Origin of the sequence: Pseudomonas sp. LS.1a, assembly GCF_022533585.1 — a bacterium.
Taxonomy (GTDB): Bacteria; Pseudomonadota; Gammaproteobacteria; order Pseudomonadales; family Pseudomonadaceae; genus Aquipseudomonas.
This window is the reverse complement of record NZ_CP092827.1, coordinates 1,833,235-1,851,518: the sequence shown is the minus strand read 5'-3', so window position 1 is coordinate 1,851,518 and position 18,284 is coordinate 1,833,235. Positions and strand designations below refer to the sequence as shown.

19 protein-coding genes are annotated in these 18,284 nt (G+C 63.4%); 5 read left to right on the top strand and 14 right to left on the bottom strand.

The window, feature by feature from the left end:
- Positions 1–2: 2 nt before the first annotated feature.
- Positions 3–2,429: a TonB-dependent receptor gene (locus MKK04_RS08525; protein WP_241106794.1), complete on the bottom strand. Its 2,427-nt coding sequence runs from the start codon at positions 2,427–2,429 to the stop codon at positions 3–5.
- A 230-nt stretch (positions 2,430–2,659) separates the two neighbouring features.
- Complete coding sequence (locus MKK04_RS08520; RefSeq protein ID WP_207831639.1) at positions 2,660–3,781, bottom strand: sigma-70 family RNA polymerase sigma factor; 1,122 nt, start codon at positions 3,779–3,781, stop codon at positions 2,660–2,662.
- A gap of 135 nt (positions 3,782–3,916) precedes the next feature.
- Between MKK04_RS08520 and MKK04_RS08515 the strand changes: the two genes are divergently transcribed.
- Positions 3,917–4,399, top strand: a complete 483-nt coding sequence (locus tag MKK04_RS08515; RefSeq protein ID WP_207831640.1) for an LEA type 2 family protein — start codon at positions 3,917–3,919, stop codon at positions 4,397–4,399.
- 18 nt (positions 4,400–4,417) lie between these two features.
- On the opposite strand, the gene MKK04_RS08510 is transcribed toward MKK04_RS08515, so the two are convergent.
- On the bottom strand, positions 4,418–4,681 hold the full coding sequence (locus MKK04_RS08510) for a hypothetical protein (protein WP_025338356.1): 264 nt from the start codon (positions 4,679–4,681) through the stop codon (positions 4,418–4,420).
- A gap of 129 nt (positions 4,682–4,810) precedes the next feature.
- Between MKK04_RS08510 and MKK04_RS08505 the strand changes: the two genes are divergently transcribed.
- Positions 4,811–5,131, top strand: a complete 321-nt coding sequence (locus MKK04_RS08505; protein WP_207831642.1) for a DUF883 family protein — start codon at positions 4,811–4,813, stop codon at positions 5,129–5,131.
- 22 nt (positions 5,132–5,153) lie between these two features.
- Here MKK04_RS08505 and MKK04_RS08500 read toward each other — a convergent pair whose 3' ends face one another.
- On the bottom strand, positions 5,154–5,771 hold the full coding sequence (locus MKK04_RS08500) for a tRNA-(ms[2]io[6]A)-hydroxylase (protein ID WP_063913938.1): 618 nt from the start codon (positions 5,769–5,771) through the stop codon (positions 5,154–5,156).
- A gap of 155 nt (positions 5,772–5,926) precedes the next feature.
- Here MKK04_RS08500 and MKK04_RS08495 point away from each other — a divergent pair, with 155 nt between their 5' ends.
- Positions 5,927–6,790 (top strand): universal stress protein, encoded by an 864-nt coding sequence (locus MKK04_RS08495; protein ID WP_207831644.1) that lies wholly within the window; start codon positions 5,927–5,929, stop codon positions 6,788–6,790.
- 130 nt (positions 6,791–6,920) lie between these two features.
- Here MKK04_RS08495 and MKK04_RS08490 read toward each other — a convergent pair whose 3' ends face one another.
- The 9 genes from MKK04_RS08490 to MKK04_RS08450 form a co-directional block, all read right to left on the bottom strand.
- Positions 6,921–7,124 carry a formate dehydrogenase subunit delta gene (locus tag MKK04_RS08490; RefSeq protein WP_063913936.1) on the bottom strand — a complete coding sequence of 68 codons (204 nt, stop codon included), beginning with the start codon at positions 7,122–7,124 and terminating at the stop codon, positions 6,921–6,923.
- Entirely contained in the window at positions 7,121–10,003 is a 2,883-nt protein-coding gene (gene fdhF / locus MKK04_RS08485) for a formate dehydrogenase subunit alpha (protein ID WP_233688184.1), read from the bottom strand. The genes MKK04_RS08490 and fdhF overlap by 4 nt, the downstream gene beginning before the upstream one ends.
- Positions 10,000–11,568 (bottom strand): formate dehydrogenase beta subunit, encoded by a 1,569-nt coding sequence (locus tag MKK04_RS08480; protein WP_233694863.1) that lies wholly within the window; start codon positions 11,566–11,568, stop codon positions 10,000–10,002. Before MKK04_RS08480 ends, fdhF begins: the two co-directional genes overlap by 4 nt.
- Entirely contained in the window at positions 11,562–12,044 is a 483-nt protein-coding gene (locus MKK04_RS08475; RefSeq protein WP_015269625.1) for a formate dehydrogenase subunit gamma, read from the bottom strand. The genes MKK04_RS08480 and MKK04_RS08475 overlap by 7 nt, the downstream gene beginning before the upstream one ends.
- A 464-nt stretch (positions 12,045–12,508) precedes the next feature.
- Positions 12,509–13,084 carry a hypothetical protein gene (locus MKK04_RS08470; RefSeq protein WP_207831649.1) on the bottom strand — a complete coding sequence of 192 codons (576 nt, stop codon included), beginning with the start codon at positions 13,082–13,084 and terminating at the stop codon, positions 12,509–12,511.
- Between the two features lie 116 nt (positions 13,085–13,200).
- Positions 13,201–13,488 carry a DUF3077 domain-containing protein gene (locus MKK04_RS08465; RefSeq protein WP_207831651.1) on the bottom strand — a complete coding sequence of 96 codons (288 nt, stop codon included), beginning with the start codon at positions 13,486–13,488 and terminating at the stop codon, positions 13,201–13,203.
- Positions 13,489–13,591: 103 nt separating this feature from the next.
- Complete coding sequence (locus MKK04_RS08460) at positions 13,592–13,747, bottom strand: hypothetical protein (RefSeq protein WP_241106455.1); 156 nt, start codon at positions 13,745–13,747, stop codon at positions 13,592–13,594.
- Positions 13,748–14,160: 413 nt separating this feature from the next.
- On the bottom strand, positions 14,161–14,793 hold the full coding sequence (locus tag MKK04_RS08455; protein WP_241106454.1) for a hypothetical protein: 633 nt from the start codon (positions 14,791–14,793) through the stop codon (positions 14,161–14,163).
- A gap of 11 nt (positions 14,794–14,804) precedes the next feature.
- Positions 14,805–15,095 carry a hypothetical protein gene (locus MKK04_RS08450; RefSeq protein WP_241106453.1) on the bottom strand — a complete coding sequence of 97 codons (291 nt, stop codon included), beginning with the start codon at positions 15,093–15,095 and terminating at the stop codon, positions 14,805–14,807.
- A gap of 618 nt (positions 15,096–15,713) precedes the next feature.
- Between MKK04_RS08450 and MKK04_RS08445 the strand changes: the two genes are divergently transcribed.
- Entirely contained in the window at positions 15,714–16,307 is a 594-nt protein-coding gene (locus MKK04_RS08445) for a GNAT family N-acetyltransferase (RefSeq protein ID WP_233694860.1), read from the top strand.
- Entirely contained in the window at positions 16,304–16,663 is a 360-nt protein-coding gene (locus MKK04_RS08440; protein WP_019472176.1) for a cupin domain-containing protein, read from the top strand. Before MKK04_RS08445 ends, MKK04_RS08440 begins: the two co-directional genes overlap by 4 nt.
- Positions 16,664–16,716: 53 nt before the next feature.
- Here MKK04_RS08440 and MKK04_RS08435 read toward each other — a convergent pair whose 3' ends face one another.
- The gene (locus MKK04_RS08435; protein WP_241106452.1) at positions 16,717–18,117 is read right to left on the bottom strand and encodes an amino acid permease; all 1,401 of its coding nucleotides are present in this window, start codon (positions 18,115–18,117) and stop codon (positions 16,717–16,719) included.
- Positions 18,118–18,284: the final 167 nt, after the last annotated feature.

Below are 18,284 nucleotides of genomic sequence, written 5' to 3'. Positions count from 1 at the left end.
CATCAGTAAGCCATGCTCCAGGTCAGGGTGTAGGTGCGTCCACGCCCCTGGTAGTCATACAGGTACGCCGGCCCGTAGGTTGGCGAGTAGAACAGCGTCGCACGCTGCCCCCAGACCGTACTGTACTGCTTGTCCAGCAGGTTCTGGATGCCGGCGCTGAAGGTGCCGAAGCCGGTATCCTGGCTGCCCAGCAGGTCGAAGGTGGTGTAGCCGTCGATCTCGTGGTCGGCATCGTCCTTCAGGCTGAAGGCATGGTTGGCCTGCAGCCGCGCACTGCGGCCATCGCCCTTCCAGCCGACGAACGCGGTAGCCTTGGACAGCGAGGCATAGCGGGCATCGCGCTTGATCCAGCCGCCATCGGCAGCTTCTTCCTCGGAGCGGGTCAGGTGCAGGGTGCCACCGGCTTCCCAACCCGTCTGGAAGTGCCGGGTCAGCGCGCCTTCAAAGCCGAAGTCACGGCTTTTCTGCTCTTCCACATTGATGGTCAGCGTCTGCGAATCGACGTTGATGATCTTGTCCGACCAGATGTAGTACAGCGCCGCCTGGGCGTCCCAGTCCAGGTCGGCATAGCGCCAGCCCAGCTCCACCTGGCGGCTCTTGATGCCGGCCAGCGGGTTGTCGGCCACGCTCAGGCCGGGCTTGCCGTAGTACTTGGCCGGGTCGGGCAGGTCGAAGCCTTCGCCGTAGTTGGTCCATACCTGGTGGCCATTCTTGAAGTCGTAGATGGCACCGACATTGAACAGGTTGACCTGGTAATCGTTGCTGCCGCCCGGCACGCCCTTGAAGTCGCTGACGTCCACGTCCATCTGCTGGCGCCGGGCGCCGCCGGACAAGGTCAGGTTATCGGTGGCATGCCAGTCCAGCTGGGCGTACACCGACACGCCATCGACCCGGTAGCTGGGGTAGCGGGCGACCTTGCTGTCCTTCTCCAGCTCCAGCCCACCCGACTCGGACGATGTCTGGGCGTTGAAAGTGGTCTGCTCGGCGTTGAAGCGCTCGCGGTCCAGGTCGACGCCGTAGGTCAGCTTCAGCGTATCCCACTGCTTGGCGAACAGGCCCTTGAGGCTGGTGACCTCGAAGTTCTGCTGCGAGGCGGCGAAGTACACCCCGCGCGAGCCGGTGGGCGTGGCGCGGTTGTAGTACGGGAACGGGTAGAAGTTGTCGTCTTCCTTGCGGTACGAGGCCTGCAGGTAGAAGTCCTGGCCCAGCACGTCGGTGTGGTGGTAGTTGGCGTTCAGCAGCAGGCGCCGGGTACGCGGCTCCAGGTCTGACGAGTAGCCGCTGCGCAGCTCGGCGTCTTCCAGGTCGGACGGGGCGTTGTAGTTCAGGTGGGGGAAGTAGATGCCGGTGCTGCCGTGGTTGCCCGAGTCATAGTACTGGGCCAGCAGGTCGAGGCTCTGCTGGTCGTTCAGTTGCATTCCCAAGGTACCGAGCACGTCGATGGTGCGGTTGTACTGCAGGTCGGTCTGGGTATTGTCGATGAAGATCTGGTCGCCGGCGCCGTCGTAGAAGGCTTCGTTCTGCTCGCCGGAAACCCCCAGCCGGGCATTGACCCGCTCGTTGCCGCCGCTGACCGACTGGGCGAAGCGGGTGGCCAGGTCGTCGCTGTTGTTGAAGCCGCTGCTGGCACCGAGCTGGGTCTCGAAGCGCGCCGGGCCGGGTTCGCCCTTCTTGGTCACGATGTTGATGATGCCGCCGGTGGCGCCGCCGCCGTAGATGGCACTGGCACCGGACAGCACTTCGACGCGCTCGACGTTGAACGGCGAAATGCTGTCGAACTGGCGCGACAGGCCGCGCGAGCTGTTCTGGCTGACCCCGTCGATCATCACCAGCACGTTGCGCCCGCGCATGTTCTGGCCGTAGTTGGTGCGCCCTTCCGGCGCCAGGTCGAGGCCTGGCACCAGCTTGCCGATGGCTTCCTTCAGGCTGACGCCGCTGTCGATCTGCTCGCGCAACTGCTGCTGGTCGACCACCCACACGGTGCCGGGGATTTCGCTGATCGCGGTGCTGGTGCGCGAGGCCACGCTGACCTCGATCGGCTTGAGGTTGACCGCTTGCGGCGCGGCGTCGGCCTTACGCAGGGTCACCGTGCGGGCATCACTGAAGTGCCAGCTCATGCCAGTGCCGGCCAGCAACTGTTGCAGGGCCTGCTCGATGCTGTAGCTGCCCTGCAAGGCCGGGCTGGCCTGGCCGGCGACATCGCCGGTGGTGTACAGCAGGTGCAGGCCGGCCTGGTCGGCGAAGGTGGTCAGGGCATGGTCCAGCGGCTGGGCTGGCAGGTCGAGCTGGACCTGGCGAGCCTGGGTCTGGGCCTGTTCGGTGGCGGTCGAGGCCGACGCCTGCAGCGGGCCGACCAGCATGGCCAGGGCACTGCAGGACATCAGGGCATGGTGAAGAGGGCCGCGGCGGCGGTGCAAGGGCTTGAGCATCAGAGGCACGAATGAGCTTCCTGACAAGTCGTAAATGAGAATGGGTTGCTGATCAGTCCCTCTACGACGATCTGGCTGGCAGGAACTTGCAGTGCCAAATGGAAAATATTTTTATTTCTGTGCCGGCCTCTTCGCGGGCTTGCCCGCTCCCACAGGTACACCACAGGATTCAAGATCTGTGGAATACCTGTGGGAGCGGGCAAGCCCGCGAAGGGGCCGACACAGGCGAGTCAATGAACCACGGCCAGCCACGGCAGGTAGGTCACCTTCAGCCCATAGCGCTGTTCAAGTGTCTGCAACAGGGCCTCCGGCTCATCGAGGTCGAACACCCCGCTCACCTCCATCGCCGCGAGCTTGCTGTCCGACAGCACAATGCGCCCATGCCGGTAACGCTCAAGCTCCGCCAGCACCTGCCCCAGCGGCTTGCCGTTGAAGATCAGCTTGCCGCGCTGCCAGGCCATCTGCGTGCCGGCATCGGCCGCTACTGCCAGTTCATGCTCGCCAACCTTGGCCTCACCCTGTGCCAATACCACGCGGCCATCGCGACGCACGCTGAAGGTGGCCGCACGCCCCTGCACCCGCTCACCGGCCGTATCGACCACAAAGGGCCGTGAATCATCGGTGGTCTCGAACAAGGCCTCGCCAGACGCCAGCACCACCCGCCGCTCACGGTCGCTGAACACCACGCTCAGGGCACTGGCGCTGTTCAGCGTCACCCGTGTGCCATCGGCCAGGGTCACCACCTGCCGCTCCCCCACCCCGGTGCGGTAATCCGCCAGCAGCACCGGCGCCTGCTGCCAACCCGCCACACCAACGGCCAACACCAGCGCAGCAGCCACCCCCGCCTGTTTGAGCCAGCCTCGGCAATGGCGCAGGGCCTGGCCGATGTATTTCGCCACCATGCTTTCGGAAACCCCCAGGCGTTGCGCGATCTGCGCCTGGGTCAGGCCTTCGACGCGGTTGAGCAACAGCGCCTGGCGGGCATTGTCGGGCAGTTGCAGCAGCGCCTGGTCGAGAATCTGCAGACGCTCCCGGGCCAGCAACGCCGCCTCGGGTGCCGGCGCCGGGCAGGCCACCTCACCTGCCCGCTCGCAGTCGTCGTGGCTGGCGGCAATGCGCTGCTCGCGGCGCAAGGCATCGATCGCCAGGTTGCCGGCCACGCGGAAGATGAAACTGCGCGCGTGCAGCACCGGCACTGCCTGCTGGTCGATGTTCACCAGCTTCAGGTAGGTTTCCTGCGCGACGTCGGCAGCACGCTGGCGGTCGCTCATGCGCCGGGTCAGGAACTGCAGCAGGTCGTCGTAGTGCTCCTGGAAACTCGCCAGCAGGCCCGACACGGGTGAGGTCAGCATGGGTTTGGGAACAGCCAGTAGGAAAGTTTATCGGGCGTTAATGAGAAACAGTATCTTTCATATGGAGGGAGACTTTCAACGCCGACGCGCATTTGCCACACTGCCCATTCGCCCACTCTGGCAAGGTCGCAACCCATGGCTGCCCGTCTGCAACGCTACGCCCGCCTGTTCCTGGTCCTGCTGATGGCCTACGGCCTGGGGGCCTGCGCGCTGTTCCAGGCACGCGACCCGGTCAATATCAGCGTGATCGGTATCGAGCCGCTACCCGGCCAGGAGCTGGAACTGCGCATGGCGGTGAAGATGCGGGTGCAAAACCCCAACGAGGCGCCCATCGACTACAACGGCATCGCCCTGAACCTGGAAGTGAACGGCCAGCCGCTGGCTGCCGGGGTCAGCGACCAGCAGGGGCACATTGGCCGTTATGGCGAAGCAGTGATCGTGGTGCCGGTGAGCATCACGGCGTTTTCCTTCCTGCGCCAGGCCTATGGGCTGGGCCATGTGGATTCGCTGCAGGGCCTGCCCTATGTACTGCGCGGCAAGCTGGCCGGCGGGCTGCTGGGGACCGTGCGCTTCACCGACGAGGGCAGGCTGGACCTGCCCAAAGGCGCCTCCTGGTAAGCGCTCGGCGGGGTGTGATCAACGGTTGGCGCTGGCCGCGGCCATCAGCTTGTTGACTTCGCTGCGCACCATGTTGGCGTATTCGGGCGGCGACATGCCATCCAGTTCGGCGCGCACCCACTCGGCCCATTTGCCTTTGCGCCGTGGCTTTTCGGCGATCAACCGCGCCGCTTCGCCCTTGGCCTTGCCCAGGTTGTTCTGCCACAGCTCGAACAGCCGGGCCTTCTCTGCCTCGATCTGCGCCCGTTCCTCGAAGCTCATGTTGGCCAGATTGAAACTCATGAAGGTACCTGCAGATTTGAAAATGGCCGCTATCTTACACCCAGGTACAGCAACAGCCCAAAGCCGCCGCAACTTTCCCGACGCGCCGGCATCCATTGTTCAAACCACACCTTCGACGAGGACGAGCTCATGGCCCGGAAAAACGCCACGCTGGCCGACAGCGATCAGATCAAGGACCAGGTATTCAGCGAACTGCAGGCGCTGATCGAAGAATCGGAAAAGCTGCTGAACGACAGTGCCGCCCTGGTGGGTGACGAGGCCGAAACCCTGCGCGCGCAGGTAAGCCTCAAGCTACGCCAGGCGCGCCATGCCGCCAGCAAGGTACGCAGCAGGGCGCAACCGGTGGTGGAGGCTACCCAGGACTACATCGGCGGCCACCCGTGGCAGACCGTGGCCATTTCCGCGGGCCTCGGCCTGGTAGCCGGCCTGCTGCTGGGCCGTCGCCACTGACGCCAGGGCCGCCTGGTGCGAATCAGGCGGCCTGTGCCAGCGGGATACCGCTGTGGAAGCGCAGCTCCTGGTCCGGTGACTGGATCAGCTCCACCTCCGCTGCGCGCACCAGCTCCACCCGGCGGGCAATGTCTGCCTCATCGCCGTAGTTGTGCGCCAGTTTCAGGTAACCCTGGTAATGGCGCGCTTCGCTCTTCAGCAGGCCGTGGTAGAAGCGGCCCAGTTCCTCATCCAGGTGCGGCACCAACGCGGCAAAGCGCTCGCAGCTGCGCGCCTCGATAAATGCCCCCACCACCAGCGTATCCACCAGCTTGACCGGCTCGTGGGCGCGCACCAGGCGCCGCAGCCCCGACGCATAACGCCCCGCCGACACCGGGCGCAGCGGCACGCCACGGCGCTTCATCAGGCGCAGCACCTGCTCGTGGTGCACCAGCTCCTCGCGGGCCAGGCGCGACATCATGTTGATCAGATCAAGGTGGGTGTTGTACTTGGCGATCAGGCTCAGGGCGGTGCTGGCAGCCTTGAATTCGCAGTTCTTGTGGTCGATCAGCAGGGTTTCCTGGTCGGCGAGCGCCGCTTCGATCCAGGCATCTGGCGTCGGGCAACCAAGAAAGGCGTCGATTTCGGGGATCAGGGACATGAGCGTGCAACCACATTGAACCAGGCAGGGCCGGCGATTATACCGGCGGCGGCGGGCGGCGCCAGTGACTATGCTTGATGTACATCAAGCGCCAGCGGGGGAAGCGCCGACTATAGTCAGGCATTGGTCGCCACCTTTGAAGGGAGCTAACGCCCATGCAAGCCGTCCGCAGCATCCTCGTCGTTCTCGACCCCGAGCACGCCCACAGCCGGGCACTGACCCGGGCCAAGCTGATCGCCGGCCTCACCGGCGCGCGCCTGCACCTGCTGATGTGCGACAGAAGGCATGACCACAGCGCGCTGCTGAGCCTGCTGAGCAGCCAGTTGCATGATGACGGGTACGACAACGTCACCCATGAAGAGGCCTGGCGCGACAACCTGCACGACACCATCATCTACGTGCAGCAGGCCGAGGGCTGCGAGCTGGTGATCAAGGAGCACCGCCCGGACAACCCGCTGAAAAAGGCCCTGCTCACCCCAAGCGACTGGAAGCTGCTGCGCCAGTGCCCGTGTGCCGTGCTGATGGTCAAGAGCGAGCGGCCGTGGACCGGCGGCAAGGTCCTGGCCGCGGTGGACGTAGGCAACCAGGACGAGGACCACCGCCGCCTGCATGCCAGCATCATCGACCATGGTTTCGAGATTGCCAAACTGGCCAAGGGCGAGCTGCACGTCATCAGCGCCCATCCCTCGCCGATGCTGTCGGCGTCGGACCCGGTGTACCAGTTGACCGAAACCATCGAGAAGCGTTACCGCGAGGCGTGCAAGGCATTCCAGGCCGAGTACGGCATCAGCGACGAGTGCCTGCATGTGGCCGAAGGGCCGGCTGATGTACTGATCCCGTATACCGAGCAGAAGCTCGATGCGGTGGTGACGGTGATCGGCACCGTGTGCCGCACGGGGATTTCCGGGGCGTTGATTGGCAATACCTCGGAAGTGGTGCTGGATTCGCTGGAAGGGGATGTGCTGGTGCTCAAGAGCGAGGAGGCAATTGCCCACCAGGCGGAATTGGCCCGCGGCTGAATTTGCGGACACAGGATTCCTTGAAATTGCAGGGCCTTGTGGGAGCGGGTTTACCCGCGAAGGCGGCGGTAAGTCCAACGACGCATTCGCGGGTAAACCCGCTCCCACAGGGATTTCTTACAAGAAACCTCTAGGCCAACGCCTCCCGCACCTTCGGGTCCAGGCCCTCCCCTGCATTGGCCTCGGCCCATTGCGCCAGCTGCTGGCGCATTGCCGGCGTCCAGAAACTCTGCAGATGCTGCCGTACCCCTTGCACCGCCAGCGCCCGGTCTGGCTCGCTGTCAAAGTAATGGGCAATCTGGTTGGCCATCTTGACCAGGTTCTCACTACTCATCGGCGCACCTCGGTTTTCTCCGCAATACGGCGTTCCTTCAGCAAGCGCCGCTGCTCGTCACTGAAGTCCTGGTAGCGCTTCTGCCACTGCGAAGGCTGGAACACCTTCACTACCTCCACCGCCGTCACCTTGTACTCAGGGCAGTTGGTGGCCCAGTCGGAGTTGTCGGTGGTAATCACGTTCGCCCCCGATTCAGGGAAGTGGAACGTGGTGTACACCACCCCCGGCGCCACCCGCGTGCTGACTTTGGCGCGCAGCACGGTCTGCCCGGCACGGCTGCCGATGCCGACCCAGTCCCCATCCTGGATGCCACGGCTTTCGGCGTCGGTCGGGTGAATTTCCAGGCGGTCGGCGTCATGCCAGGCGACATTGGCGGTGCGCCGGGTCTGGGCGCCGACGTTGTACTGGCTGAGGATGCGCCCGGTGGTCAGCAGCAGCGGGTAGCGGGTGTTGACCTTCTCGTCGGTGGGCACGTAGCCGGTAAGCATGAAGCGCCCCTTGCCGCGCACGAACTGGTCGATGTGCATGGTCGGCGTGCCATCGGGCGCGGCGTCGTTGCACGGCCACTGCAGGCTGCCGTGGCGGTCGATCTCGGCGTAGCTGACGCGGTGGAAGGTGGGCGTCAGGCGGGCGATTTCGTCCATGATCTCGGACGGGTGGCGGTAGTTCATCGGGTAGCCCAGGGCATTGGCCAGGGCCACGGTCGCCTCCCAGTCGGCCTTGCCGGCCAGCGGTTCCATGACCTTGCGCACCCGCGAAATGCGTCGCTCGGCATTGGTGAAAGTGCCGTCCTTCTCCAGGAACGAGCTGCCCGGCAGGAACACATGGGCGAACTTGGCCGTTTCGTTGAGGAAGATGTCCTGCACCACCACGCACTCCATGGCCAGCAGGGCCGCGGTGACGTGCTGGGTGTTGGGGTCGCTCTGGGCAATGTCCTCGCCTTGGCAGTACAGGGCCTTGAAGCTGCCGTCCAGCGCCGCCTCGAACATGTTGGGGATGCGCAGGCCCGGGTCGGGCTGCAGGGTCACGCCCCAGGCACGCTCGAACTCGGCGCGCACACCCTCGTTGGAAATGTGCCGGTAGCCGGGCAGTTCGTGGGGGAACGAGCCCATGTCGCACGAGCCCTGCACGTTGTTCTGCCCGCGCAGCGGGTTCACCCCTACCCCTTCACGGCCGATGTTGCCGGTAGCCATGGCCAGGTTGGCGATGCCCATCACCGCGGTACTGCCCTGGCTATGCTCGGTGACGCCCAGGCCGTAGTAGATGGCCGCGTTGCCGCCGGTTGCATACAGGCGGGCGGCGGCACGGATCTGCTCGGCAGGCACGCCGCAGACCGGGCCAAGCACTTCGGGGGCGTTTTCCGCCTGGCTGACGAAGTCGCGCCAGCGGGCGAAATCCTCGGTTTCGCAGCGGGCATCGATGAAACGCTGGGCCAGCAGGCCTTCAGTGACGATCACGTGGGCCAACGCATTGAGCATGGCCACGTTGGTGCCCGGGCGCAGTTGCAGGTGCAGCTCGGCGCGGGCATGCGGCGAATCGACCAGGTCGATGCGCCGGGGGTCGATCACGATCAGCCGCGCGCCCTGGCGCAGGCGGCGCTTGAGCTGCGAGCCGAATACCGGGTGGGCGTCAGTAGGGTTGGCGCCGATCACCAGCACCACGTCGGCCTGCATCACCGAGTCGAAGCTTTGCGTACCGGCCGACTCGCCCAGGGTCTGCTTCAGGCCATAGCCGGTAGGCGAATGGCATACCCGTGCGCAGGTGTCGACGTTGTTGTTACCGAACGCCGTGCGCACCAGTTTCTGCACCAGGTAGGCTTCTTCGTTGGTGCAGCGGCTGGAGGTGATGCCGCCGATGGAGTCGCGGCCGTACTTGAGCTGGATGCGGCGGAACTCGCTGGCGGCGTAGGTCACCGCCTCGTCCCAGCTGACTTCCTGCCACGGGTCTTCCAGGCGCTTGCGGATCATCGGCTTGGTGATGCGGTCCGGGTGGGTGGCGTAGCCCCAGGCAAAGCGGCCCTTGACGCAGGCGTGGCCGTGGTTGGCACCGCCGTTCTTGTCCGGGACCATGCGCACCAGCTGGTCGCCCTTCATTTCGGCGCGGAACGAGCAGCCGACGCCGCAATAGGCGCAGGTAGTGATGACCGCACGCTCGGGTTGGCCCAGCTGCACCAGGCTCTTTTCCGTCAGGGTCGCGGTCGGGCAGGCCTGCACGCAGGCGCCACACGACACGCACTCGGAAGCGAGGAAGTTTTCACCCCCCGCCGCTGCCACCCGCGATTCGAAGCCGCGCCCGGTGATGGTCAGGGCGAAGGTGCCCTGGATGTCCTCGCAGGCACGCACGCAGCGGCTGCAGACGATGCACTTGCTCGGCTCGTAGTCGAAATACGGGTTGGATACGTCCTTTTTCTCGGCCAGGTGGTTGGCGCCGTCGTAGCCGTAGCGCACCTCGCGCAGGCCCACCTGGCCAGCCACGGTCTGCAGCTCGCAGTTGCCGTTGGCCGAACAGGTCAGGCAGTCCAGCGGGTGGTCGGAGATGTACAGTTCCATCACGTTGCGGCGCAGGCCGGCCAGGCGCGGCGTTTCGGTGTGTACGACCATGCCTTCGCTGACCGGGGTGGTGCAGGAGGCCGGGTAGCCGCGCATGCCTTCGATTTCCACCATGCACATGCGGCACGAGCCGAAAGCTTCGAGGCTGTCGGTGGCGCACAGTTTGGGGATGCTGGTGCCGAGCATGGCCGCGGCACGCATCACCGAGGTACCGGCGGGCACAGTGATGGCACGGCCATCGATGCTCAGGCTGACCTGTACCTCGCTGTCACGGGCCGGGGTGCCGAGGTCGCTGCTTTTATCAGAAGCGGGGTCGAAGAAATTGATCACTGTGCGGCCTCCGTGTGGGTCAGCCCGAAATCGGCAGGGAAGTACTTGAGGGCGCTGGCCACCGGGTAAGCGGTCATGCCGCCCATGGCACACAGCGAGCCGTATTGCATGGTGTCGCACAGGTCACGCAGCAACAGGGCCTGGTCATGCCGCTCGGTCATGTCGCTGGTGGCGATCAGCCGGTCGACCACTTCCATGCCCCGGGTCGAGCCGATGCGGCACGGGGTGCACTTGCCACAGGACTCTTCGGCACAGAACTGCAAGGCGAAGCGCGCCATGCTGGCCATGTTCAGGGTGTCGTCAGCCACCACCACACCACCATGGCCGAGCATCGCGCCCATGGCGGCGAAGGCTTCATAGTCCAGCGGCGTGTCGAAGTGGCTGGGCGGCACCCAGGCACCGAGCGGGCCACCGACCTGCGCGGCCTTCAACGGCCGGCCACTGGCCGTGCCGCCGCCATAGCCTTCCACCAGTTCGCGCAGGGTCAGGCCAAAGGCGCGTTCCACCAGGCCGCCCTGGCGGATGTTGCCGGCCAGCTGGAACGGCATGGTGCCCAGCGAGCGGCCCATGCCGAAGTCGCGATAGAACGCCGCGCCCTTGGCCATGATGATGGGGACCGAGGCCAGGGTAAGCACGTTGTGCACCAGCGTCGGCAGGCCGAACAGGCCCTGCAGCGCCGGTAGCGGAGGCTTGGCGCGGACGATGCCGCGCTTGCCTTCGATGGATTCGAGCAGTGCGGTTTCTTCGCCGCAGATATAGGCGCCGGCGCCGACCCGCACTTCCAGGTCGAAGGCCAGGCCGCTGCCGGCCACGTCGCTGCCGAGGTAGCCGGCGTCGCGGGCGATGGCGAAGGCCTGGTCGAGCGCGCGGATGGCGTCGGGGTATTCCGAGCGCACATAGATGTAGCCCTTGTCGGCCCCCACGGCGAGGCCGGCAATGATCATGCCCTCGATCAGCAGGAACGGGTCGCCTTCCATCAGCATGCGGTCGGCGAAGGTACCGGAGTCGCCCTCGTCGGCGTTGCACACCACGTACTTCTGCCCGGCCCCGGCGTCACGCACGGTGCGCCACTTGATGCCGGCCGGGAATGCGGCACCGCCGCGGCCGCGCAAGCCGGAATCGAGCACGGCGGCGACCACTTCGGCACCGTCCAGGGCCACGGCCGCTTCAAGGCCGGCAAAACCGCCATGGGCGCGGTAGTCGTCCAGCGACAATGGGCGGGTGATGCCGGCACGGGCGAACAGCAGGCGTTGCTGGGTCTTGAGGTAAGGGATGTCTTCGACCGGCCCCAGCGCCAGCGGGTGGCCTCCGGGTTCGCCGGGCTCACCGGTCAAGGCGTCGAGCAAGGACGGCACGTCTTCCGGGGTGAGCGGGCCGAAACCCAGGCGCCCTTGCGTGCTGTCGCACTCCAGCAACGGCTCCAGCCAGTACAGCCCGCGGGAGCTGGTGCGCTGGATGTCCAGCGGCAGCTGGCGGCGCTCGGCCTCGCGCTGCAAGGCATCGGCGACCTGATCGGCACCCACGGCACGGGCTACCGAATCGCAGGGGATATACAGCTTCAGCATGCTGCGTCCTCCCGGCAAGCGTTGACCAGTGCGCGCAGGCGCTCAGGGGTAAGGCGCGCATGCACCTGGCCGTCCAGTTCCAGCGCTGGCGAGCAGGCACAGGCGCCCAGGCAGTACACCGGACGCAGACTGATGGCGCCGTCGGCGCTGGTGCCATGGTCGTCCAGCGCCAGCTGTTCGCGCAGTTGTGCGGCCAGTGCCTCGGCGCCCCGGCTCTGGCACGACTCGGCGCGGCACAGGCGCAAGGTGTGGCGCGCCGGTGGCGTGGTGCGGAAATCGTGGTAGAAGCTGATCACCCCGCGCACCTCGGCCAAGCTGAGGTTCAAGGCATGGGCAATTTCGGCGACAGCGGCATCGGGGATGTAGCCGATGTCGTGCTGGATGGCATGCAGGATCGGCAACAGGGCGCCAGGGGTATCCTTGTCACGGGCCAGAATGCGGTGGATCACAGGCAGGTGGAGCAATTCATCAGGCATACAGCGGACCTCGGCATCACGGACCCTGCCTGAATTGTTGTGAGGGCAGGTATCCGGCGTGTTCTGCTGCGGCGCGCCGGCCACGTCACGGTTGCGTGGTGCCAGCGGCCTCCTTGCCTACGACCGCACGTCTGCGCGCGCTGGTCCGAAGGCATCCTGCAAGCATGGCACTTGTGGCGTCGAGGGGTTGCGTGCGAACGACCAGGCGCATCCTGAAACCGACGCGGGCTGTTTCTGGCCTTATTCTGCTGCGCTGTCGCTTAGAGAACTGAATTCGCAAGCGGTCCGCGTAACCTGTGGGAGCGGCTTTAGCCGCGAAGAATCCAACGCGGTGCGTGGCACCGGCTGCGCCGGTGTTCGCGGCTAAAGCCGCTCCCACAGGGTCCCTGCCAAATCAATGAGTTATGTGCAGTCCCATGAATGCATGGTATGCGCAAGGCTTCAAGGCTGCCCGGCTTTGTCGATCAGTGCTTGCCTTCCACCGCCTTGGCCGTCTCGATCAGCTTGTCGAACTTGCGGTTCAGTTGAGCAGAGCGCTTGTCACTCTCGGCTCGCGCCTTGATGTTCTTCTCCGAGCTGGCCTTGTCGGCGATGGTCACCACCGTCCAGTCCCGGTCCTTGGACACCCAATACACCAGTTCGCCGTCCGCGGAAAACGCCTCGAGCCGGCCGCCGCTATTCGGCACAGGCTTGGCCTGCCTGGTCATCGGCAACAGTTGCTGGACCCGCGCCTCGTCGGTGCTGGCCAGCCGCACCTCCACCTGGCGAAGCTGGTCGGCCTCGTTGAACGATGCCTTCACTTGCGTGATGGCAATACCGCCCAGGTTGTAATTGCCCTTCGGGTCATTCCCCTGAAAGAACTCGGTAGGCACCTGGTAGTGATAGCCGGTGAAATGCTCAACCTCATCGAACTGCTGCTGCAGAATGGCAATGGCCTGGGGCTTGGGCATGCCCAGGGTGAACTGGCCGACTTCCAGCGCCGACCAGGCTTGCAGGGGGAAAAGCGCGCAGGCGAATGCCAGAGGTAGGGTCCGTTTCATCGGTCATCTTCCTTGAAATGAGCCTTGCAACCTAACCCCTGCATGCCAATCAGACAATACTGGCAGGGTGCCAAGCCCACCCTGCCAACACCAGGGGCCAACATCGCCGCCCATGGCTATCGGTTCTTGCGCATACCCATGTGGGCGTCATCCATCAGCGCCTTGGCCATGTCGCAGAGAAAGTGCGAAGCCCAGACCAGCACCGGTTCGTTGTCCATCACCCCGATGAACGACGCTCGCCGAGAGCAGTCCATCAATACCGACGCTTGTTCGATGGCATGGTCGCAGCAGTTTCCCGGTTCTACGCGGAACAGTTTCTTGCCATCCAGCACACCATCCAGGAACGTGGCCGAACCTACGGTCAGGCCCAGTGTGCCGGTGTCGTCATCCATTTCCTTGTCCATCTGAAACCCTCTTGTGAATCTGCCGGCCAATGCGATTTCCCGGTTGCAGTCGCTGGTAGGAAAACCGCACCACCCAGGCTCGCCAAATTTGAAAATCAGCCCATCAATGCAATGTATGCACCGGCTGCCTGCCCCTGAGCTGCACCTGCGCAATCGCCGATTCCAGCAGCGTGCGCACAGCCTCCATTTCATGCACGACCGCCAGGGTCATGATCGATGGGTCGGTGGAGAAAGGTGGATCGGAAACGAGTTTCAGCATGACAGCCTCCAGACAATAACAAGTCGGACCGTCGCCAGATCACTTGCAGATGATAGGGTGGCGGCTACATGCGGGCCTGCAAGACCGGGCTTGGAGGTCGATTCCCGGCTGGCCCGAAGACCACCCGCACGCAGCCACCGTTGAACGAAGCCAACAGCAAACTGAGACCAAACCAAGCATCGGGCTTGCAGACCCGGTCGTTGAATTTGCAACGACAAGGCGAGACTAGGGGGCTCAGGTTTCCATCGCAATGGTGAAACGGCTTGAAAAGGATGATTCAGAAATGGACTACGAGGAAGGGGAAAAATCTGATTAGTTCTTGTAGGAACCGATATGAGTTTCTCTAAAAAGACTCAAGATCCGTGTGTGAAGCACAGCGCTTGGCGGTACGCTGTGCTTCTTTCAAATGCTCACTACAACGCCAACCGCGCCAGCCGCTTCAAAGCTCGAATCACCTCCTGATCCTGATTCTCCAGCACATCCGCCTGAATACGCGCGATCACAGCCTTCAGCAATTCGGTCTGGTTCATCGCTGCATGCTGCTGAAGCGCAAGCATGTCCTCCGCCATGTACGGATTGACCTTCATCGACAAGCGCCGAGTAGCATTGGAACGCGCAAGCCCGCGCTGCTCTCGCTGTTCATCCAGCGCCTGCAGGAACGTTTGATGCACCGTATGCAACTGCCCACACTGCTGCGCCTGCACCAACTGTTGGAAATAGTGGGCAAGAAACAACTTGCGCAAATTTGCCCCCGCCTCATTACTGACCGCATGCATGGCCGCATCGAGCACATCCAGATAGACCGCCGGCAAACGCGCCTCGATCGACTTGAGCTGCTGCTTGCGCGCCTCGCGGATGGCCGGTGTGGATTGCGATGGAATGGCGACCACACCATCACAACGGGCGCACACACCCACCAGAATGTCCTTGGCCACCCCTTGGCCATCGCTAAACGGCACATCCCGGCGAGCATAGTGCGTGGGCACCACTGCCTGGCAATGCTCGCAAAGCGCTTTTCCTCTGTCGCCTTCGAAAAAGATCTTCATGATCTGGGTACTCACTGGTGAACGCTGATGAACCAGGTGTCTGGCTCGATGAAAAAGAACTTTATGTACCAACCATCCCGTTTGAGCACATGCACCTCGATGGCTGCGACGACATGGTGAGAGGTACTGACGTGATGAATACCCCTGCATGAGCGAACGACTTCGGCAACCTCACCGGCTGACACTTCCCCTGTAGCCAGCAGGTTCTTTACGTCGATATCCCTGCGTGAAACGTGTTGATACTCCCCTGACTCAAGCGCCGCTATCACCGCTCGCTGAGCCTCCCTGAAGCCGAATTTCATAGCTCATCCCTGCCAATACGAAAATCATCGTACAAAACCCGAATCAAATCTACCGTTTGCCGAGCCTGGGCGACCAGTGGCACCCCGGCCAGCTCAAGACAGCGATCCGGAACACGCATGAACTATGGTCCCATCGACCACAGGGCGGCATAGAGCAATGTAACCAACGCTTTCATGGCCTTTTCCGAGTGCTCGTTCACTCCCACCTCGATTTCGTTGGCCTCAAGCCAGGTGCAGCACCTGCGCGAAGAATCCAACGCGGTGCATGGCACCGGCTGCGCCGGTGTTCGCGGCTAAAGCCGCTCCCACAGCGTCCCTGCTAATTCAATGAGTTATGTGCAGTTCTAAGAGAGCTGGCTAGCTCTGGTTCCAGCTATTGCGCCATGGAAGTAGACGTCGCCCCGCCTCTTGCCTCACCACCTACGGCAACTGAACGATCGATTCCCCAGACATGAGCCCTGGACGGCCACGTGCCTTTGAGCATGGAGCAGCGTCGCACACCGTACTGACGGTGTTCGCCCAGAGCATGATGGGAACCGTTGAACCCACCTACCCTGCCACCCTGCCAAAGGCGTAATCCTTGAAAACCAACCACCCGATGCCATGGGAGCACTGTACATGCCTATCGACTTCAGACCCGCTCAAGCCTCGGACGCGCACGATATTGCACGCTTCTTTCAACTGACATCGGAGGGCATGGCCGATTACATATGGAGCAAGCTTGCCGCACCTGGAGAAGCATTGCTGAGTGTCGGTGCGTCTCGCTATGCCAGGGAACAGGGCGACTTTTCCTACAAGAACTGCCTGATGGCCACTTTCGAAGGGCGCGTCATCGGCATGATGCATAGCTATGCCTTGCGCGAGACCCCTGACAGGCCTGTCGAGACAGACCCGGTCCTCGCGCCTTATTCCGACATGGAAATACCCGACACCTTGTACATATCCAGCCTGGCCCTGGATGAGGCCTGGCGCAGCCAGGGGCTGGGCGCCCAGTTTCTTCGCCACGCCCAGCAGCGCGCTGAGGACTCTGGCCTGGATGGGCTATGCCTGATCGATTATGCAGAAAACCACGGTGCACGCCGCTTCTACGAACGTCACGGTTTTCAGATTGTTAAAACCTGCCAGATCGTTCCACACCCGATGCTGGGCGTAACCGGTGAAGCCTATTTGATGTATCGCCCTACCCACAACGTGCTCGAGAAACAACCATGAACAAGAAACTGACCGTGTTCCGCGAACTGGATATCCAACCGGTGCGCGACCTTCCCTTTTTTGAAGAAGTCGTGGAAGGCACCCCTCATACGCTGACGTCCAAGTACTATCACGATGAACAGCAAGGGCGCATTTCCGGAGAATGGGAAGCCAGCACCGGAGCTTGGCGCATCGACTACAAAGTCTGGGAGTTCTGCCATGTCCTGAGTGGGTGCTGCGTCATCGAGCTTGAAGGTTGCGCCCCCATCACACTGGCCGCTGGCGACACGTTCATTATCGAACCGGGCGCCAAGGGCAAATGGACCGTGCTGGAAGACATGAAAAAGAACTTCGTGATCCTCTTGCCCGCAAACTAGGTACGGGGTCGCAAAACCCCGCCAGTTGGCGGGGTTTCGGTCCGACGGTGCGATTATGCAATGCGCGTATCACGCGGCCCGGCGTGCAACCGGCGCTTGCGCACCAACAAATGCGCCGCCGAAACCACCGCCAGGCTGACCAGGCTGGCAAGCAATTGCGTGCGCAGCCCTTCCTGGAACGCCATGGCCACCAGCACCCCGACGATGGCGGCGATAACCGCGTAGGACAAGCCCGGGAACAGCCACATGCGCAGCGTCAGGCGCTGTGGCGCTTCGCGCTCCAGTTGACGGCGCAGCCGCACTTGAGCGATCGCGATGGCCAGGTAGACAAACAGCATGATGGCGCCCGAGGCGTTCACCAGGAAAAGGAAAACACCTTGCGGTGACGCGATCGCTGCGGCAATGGCAATGTAGCCAATCACACTGCTCAGCAATACCGCCAAGCGCGGTACCCGGCGCCCGGTCAGTTGCGACAATGCAGCCGGCGCATCGCCACGCTCGCTGAGACCGAACAGAATGCGCGAAGACACGTACAACCCGGAGTTCAGCGCCGACAGCACGGCGACCAGAACCACGGCTTCCATGATCAGCGTCGCACCCGGTACATGCATGACCTCCATGGCGGTGACGAAGGGTGAATGCCCTGCCTCGATACTGCCCCAGGGCACGATGCAGACGATCAGCAGAATAGAGACGACGTAGAACGTGATCACCCGAAAGATCACCGAGCGGGTCATCGCAGCGACACTCTTGGAAGGGTCATCCGATTCGGCTGCAGCGATGGTAGCGATTTCTGCGCCGCCCACCGCGAAGATCACTGTTGGCACGCCGGCGAGGACGGCGCTGATGCCGTTAGGCATGAAGCCGCGGTCGTTGACCAGGTTGTCCAGCAAGGCGCCGGTGCTAGGCGCCCATCCGAACAGATAGGCACAACCCAGGCCAATGAACACGATGATGGCGAACACCTTGAGTGATGCGAACCAGTACTCGAACTCGCCATAGGACTTCACCGACAGACAATTGATGGCGGTCATGATTGCCAGCAGGCTCAGGCCGATGGCCCAGGCCGGCAGCGGGATCCATTGCTTCAATATGTCGGCTCCGACCACCGCCTCCACCGCCACGACAATGACCCAGAAGTACCAGTACAACCAGCCACTGGTGAAACCGACCCAATTGCCCAGCCCCAGTCGCGCGTATTCGGTAAACGATCCAACGCCCGGTATCGCCACCGCCATTTCACCGAGCATGCGCATGACCAGCATCACCACGATGCCGGCGGCAAGATAACTGAGGAACGCTGCGGGGCCGATCGCGCCAATGGTTGCACTGCTGCCAACGAACAGGCCGGCACCAATGATGCCGCCCAGCGAAATCATGGTGATGTGCCGCTGGCGCAAGGCGCCGCTCAGCCGGCGCTCACGCGGTTCATCCAGCTTCAGCGAATTGCTCATGGGTGCACCTCCTGATCCTGCGTGTTGCCGTACAAGCGAGCCTCGCCGAACGAGACATCGGATGATGAAATGTGATGCGACGCCGGATATTCTGGGCGCCTGCCGTGGCCCCCTGGAGCCGGAAGCAATGCAAGCGGGCTGCGCGCCAGGCTGTGGAACGGCTGATC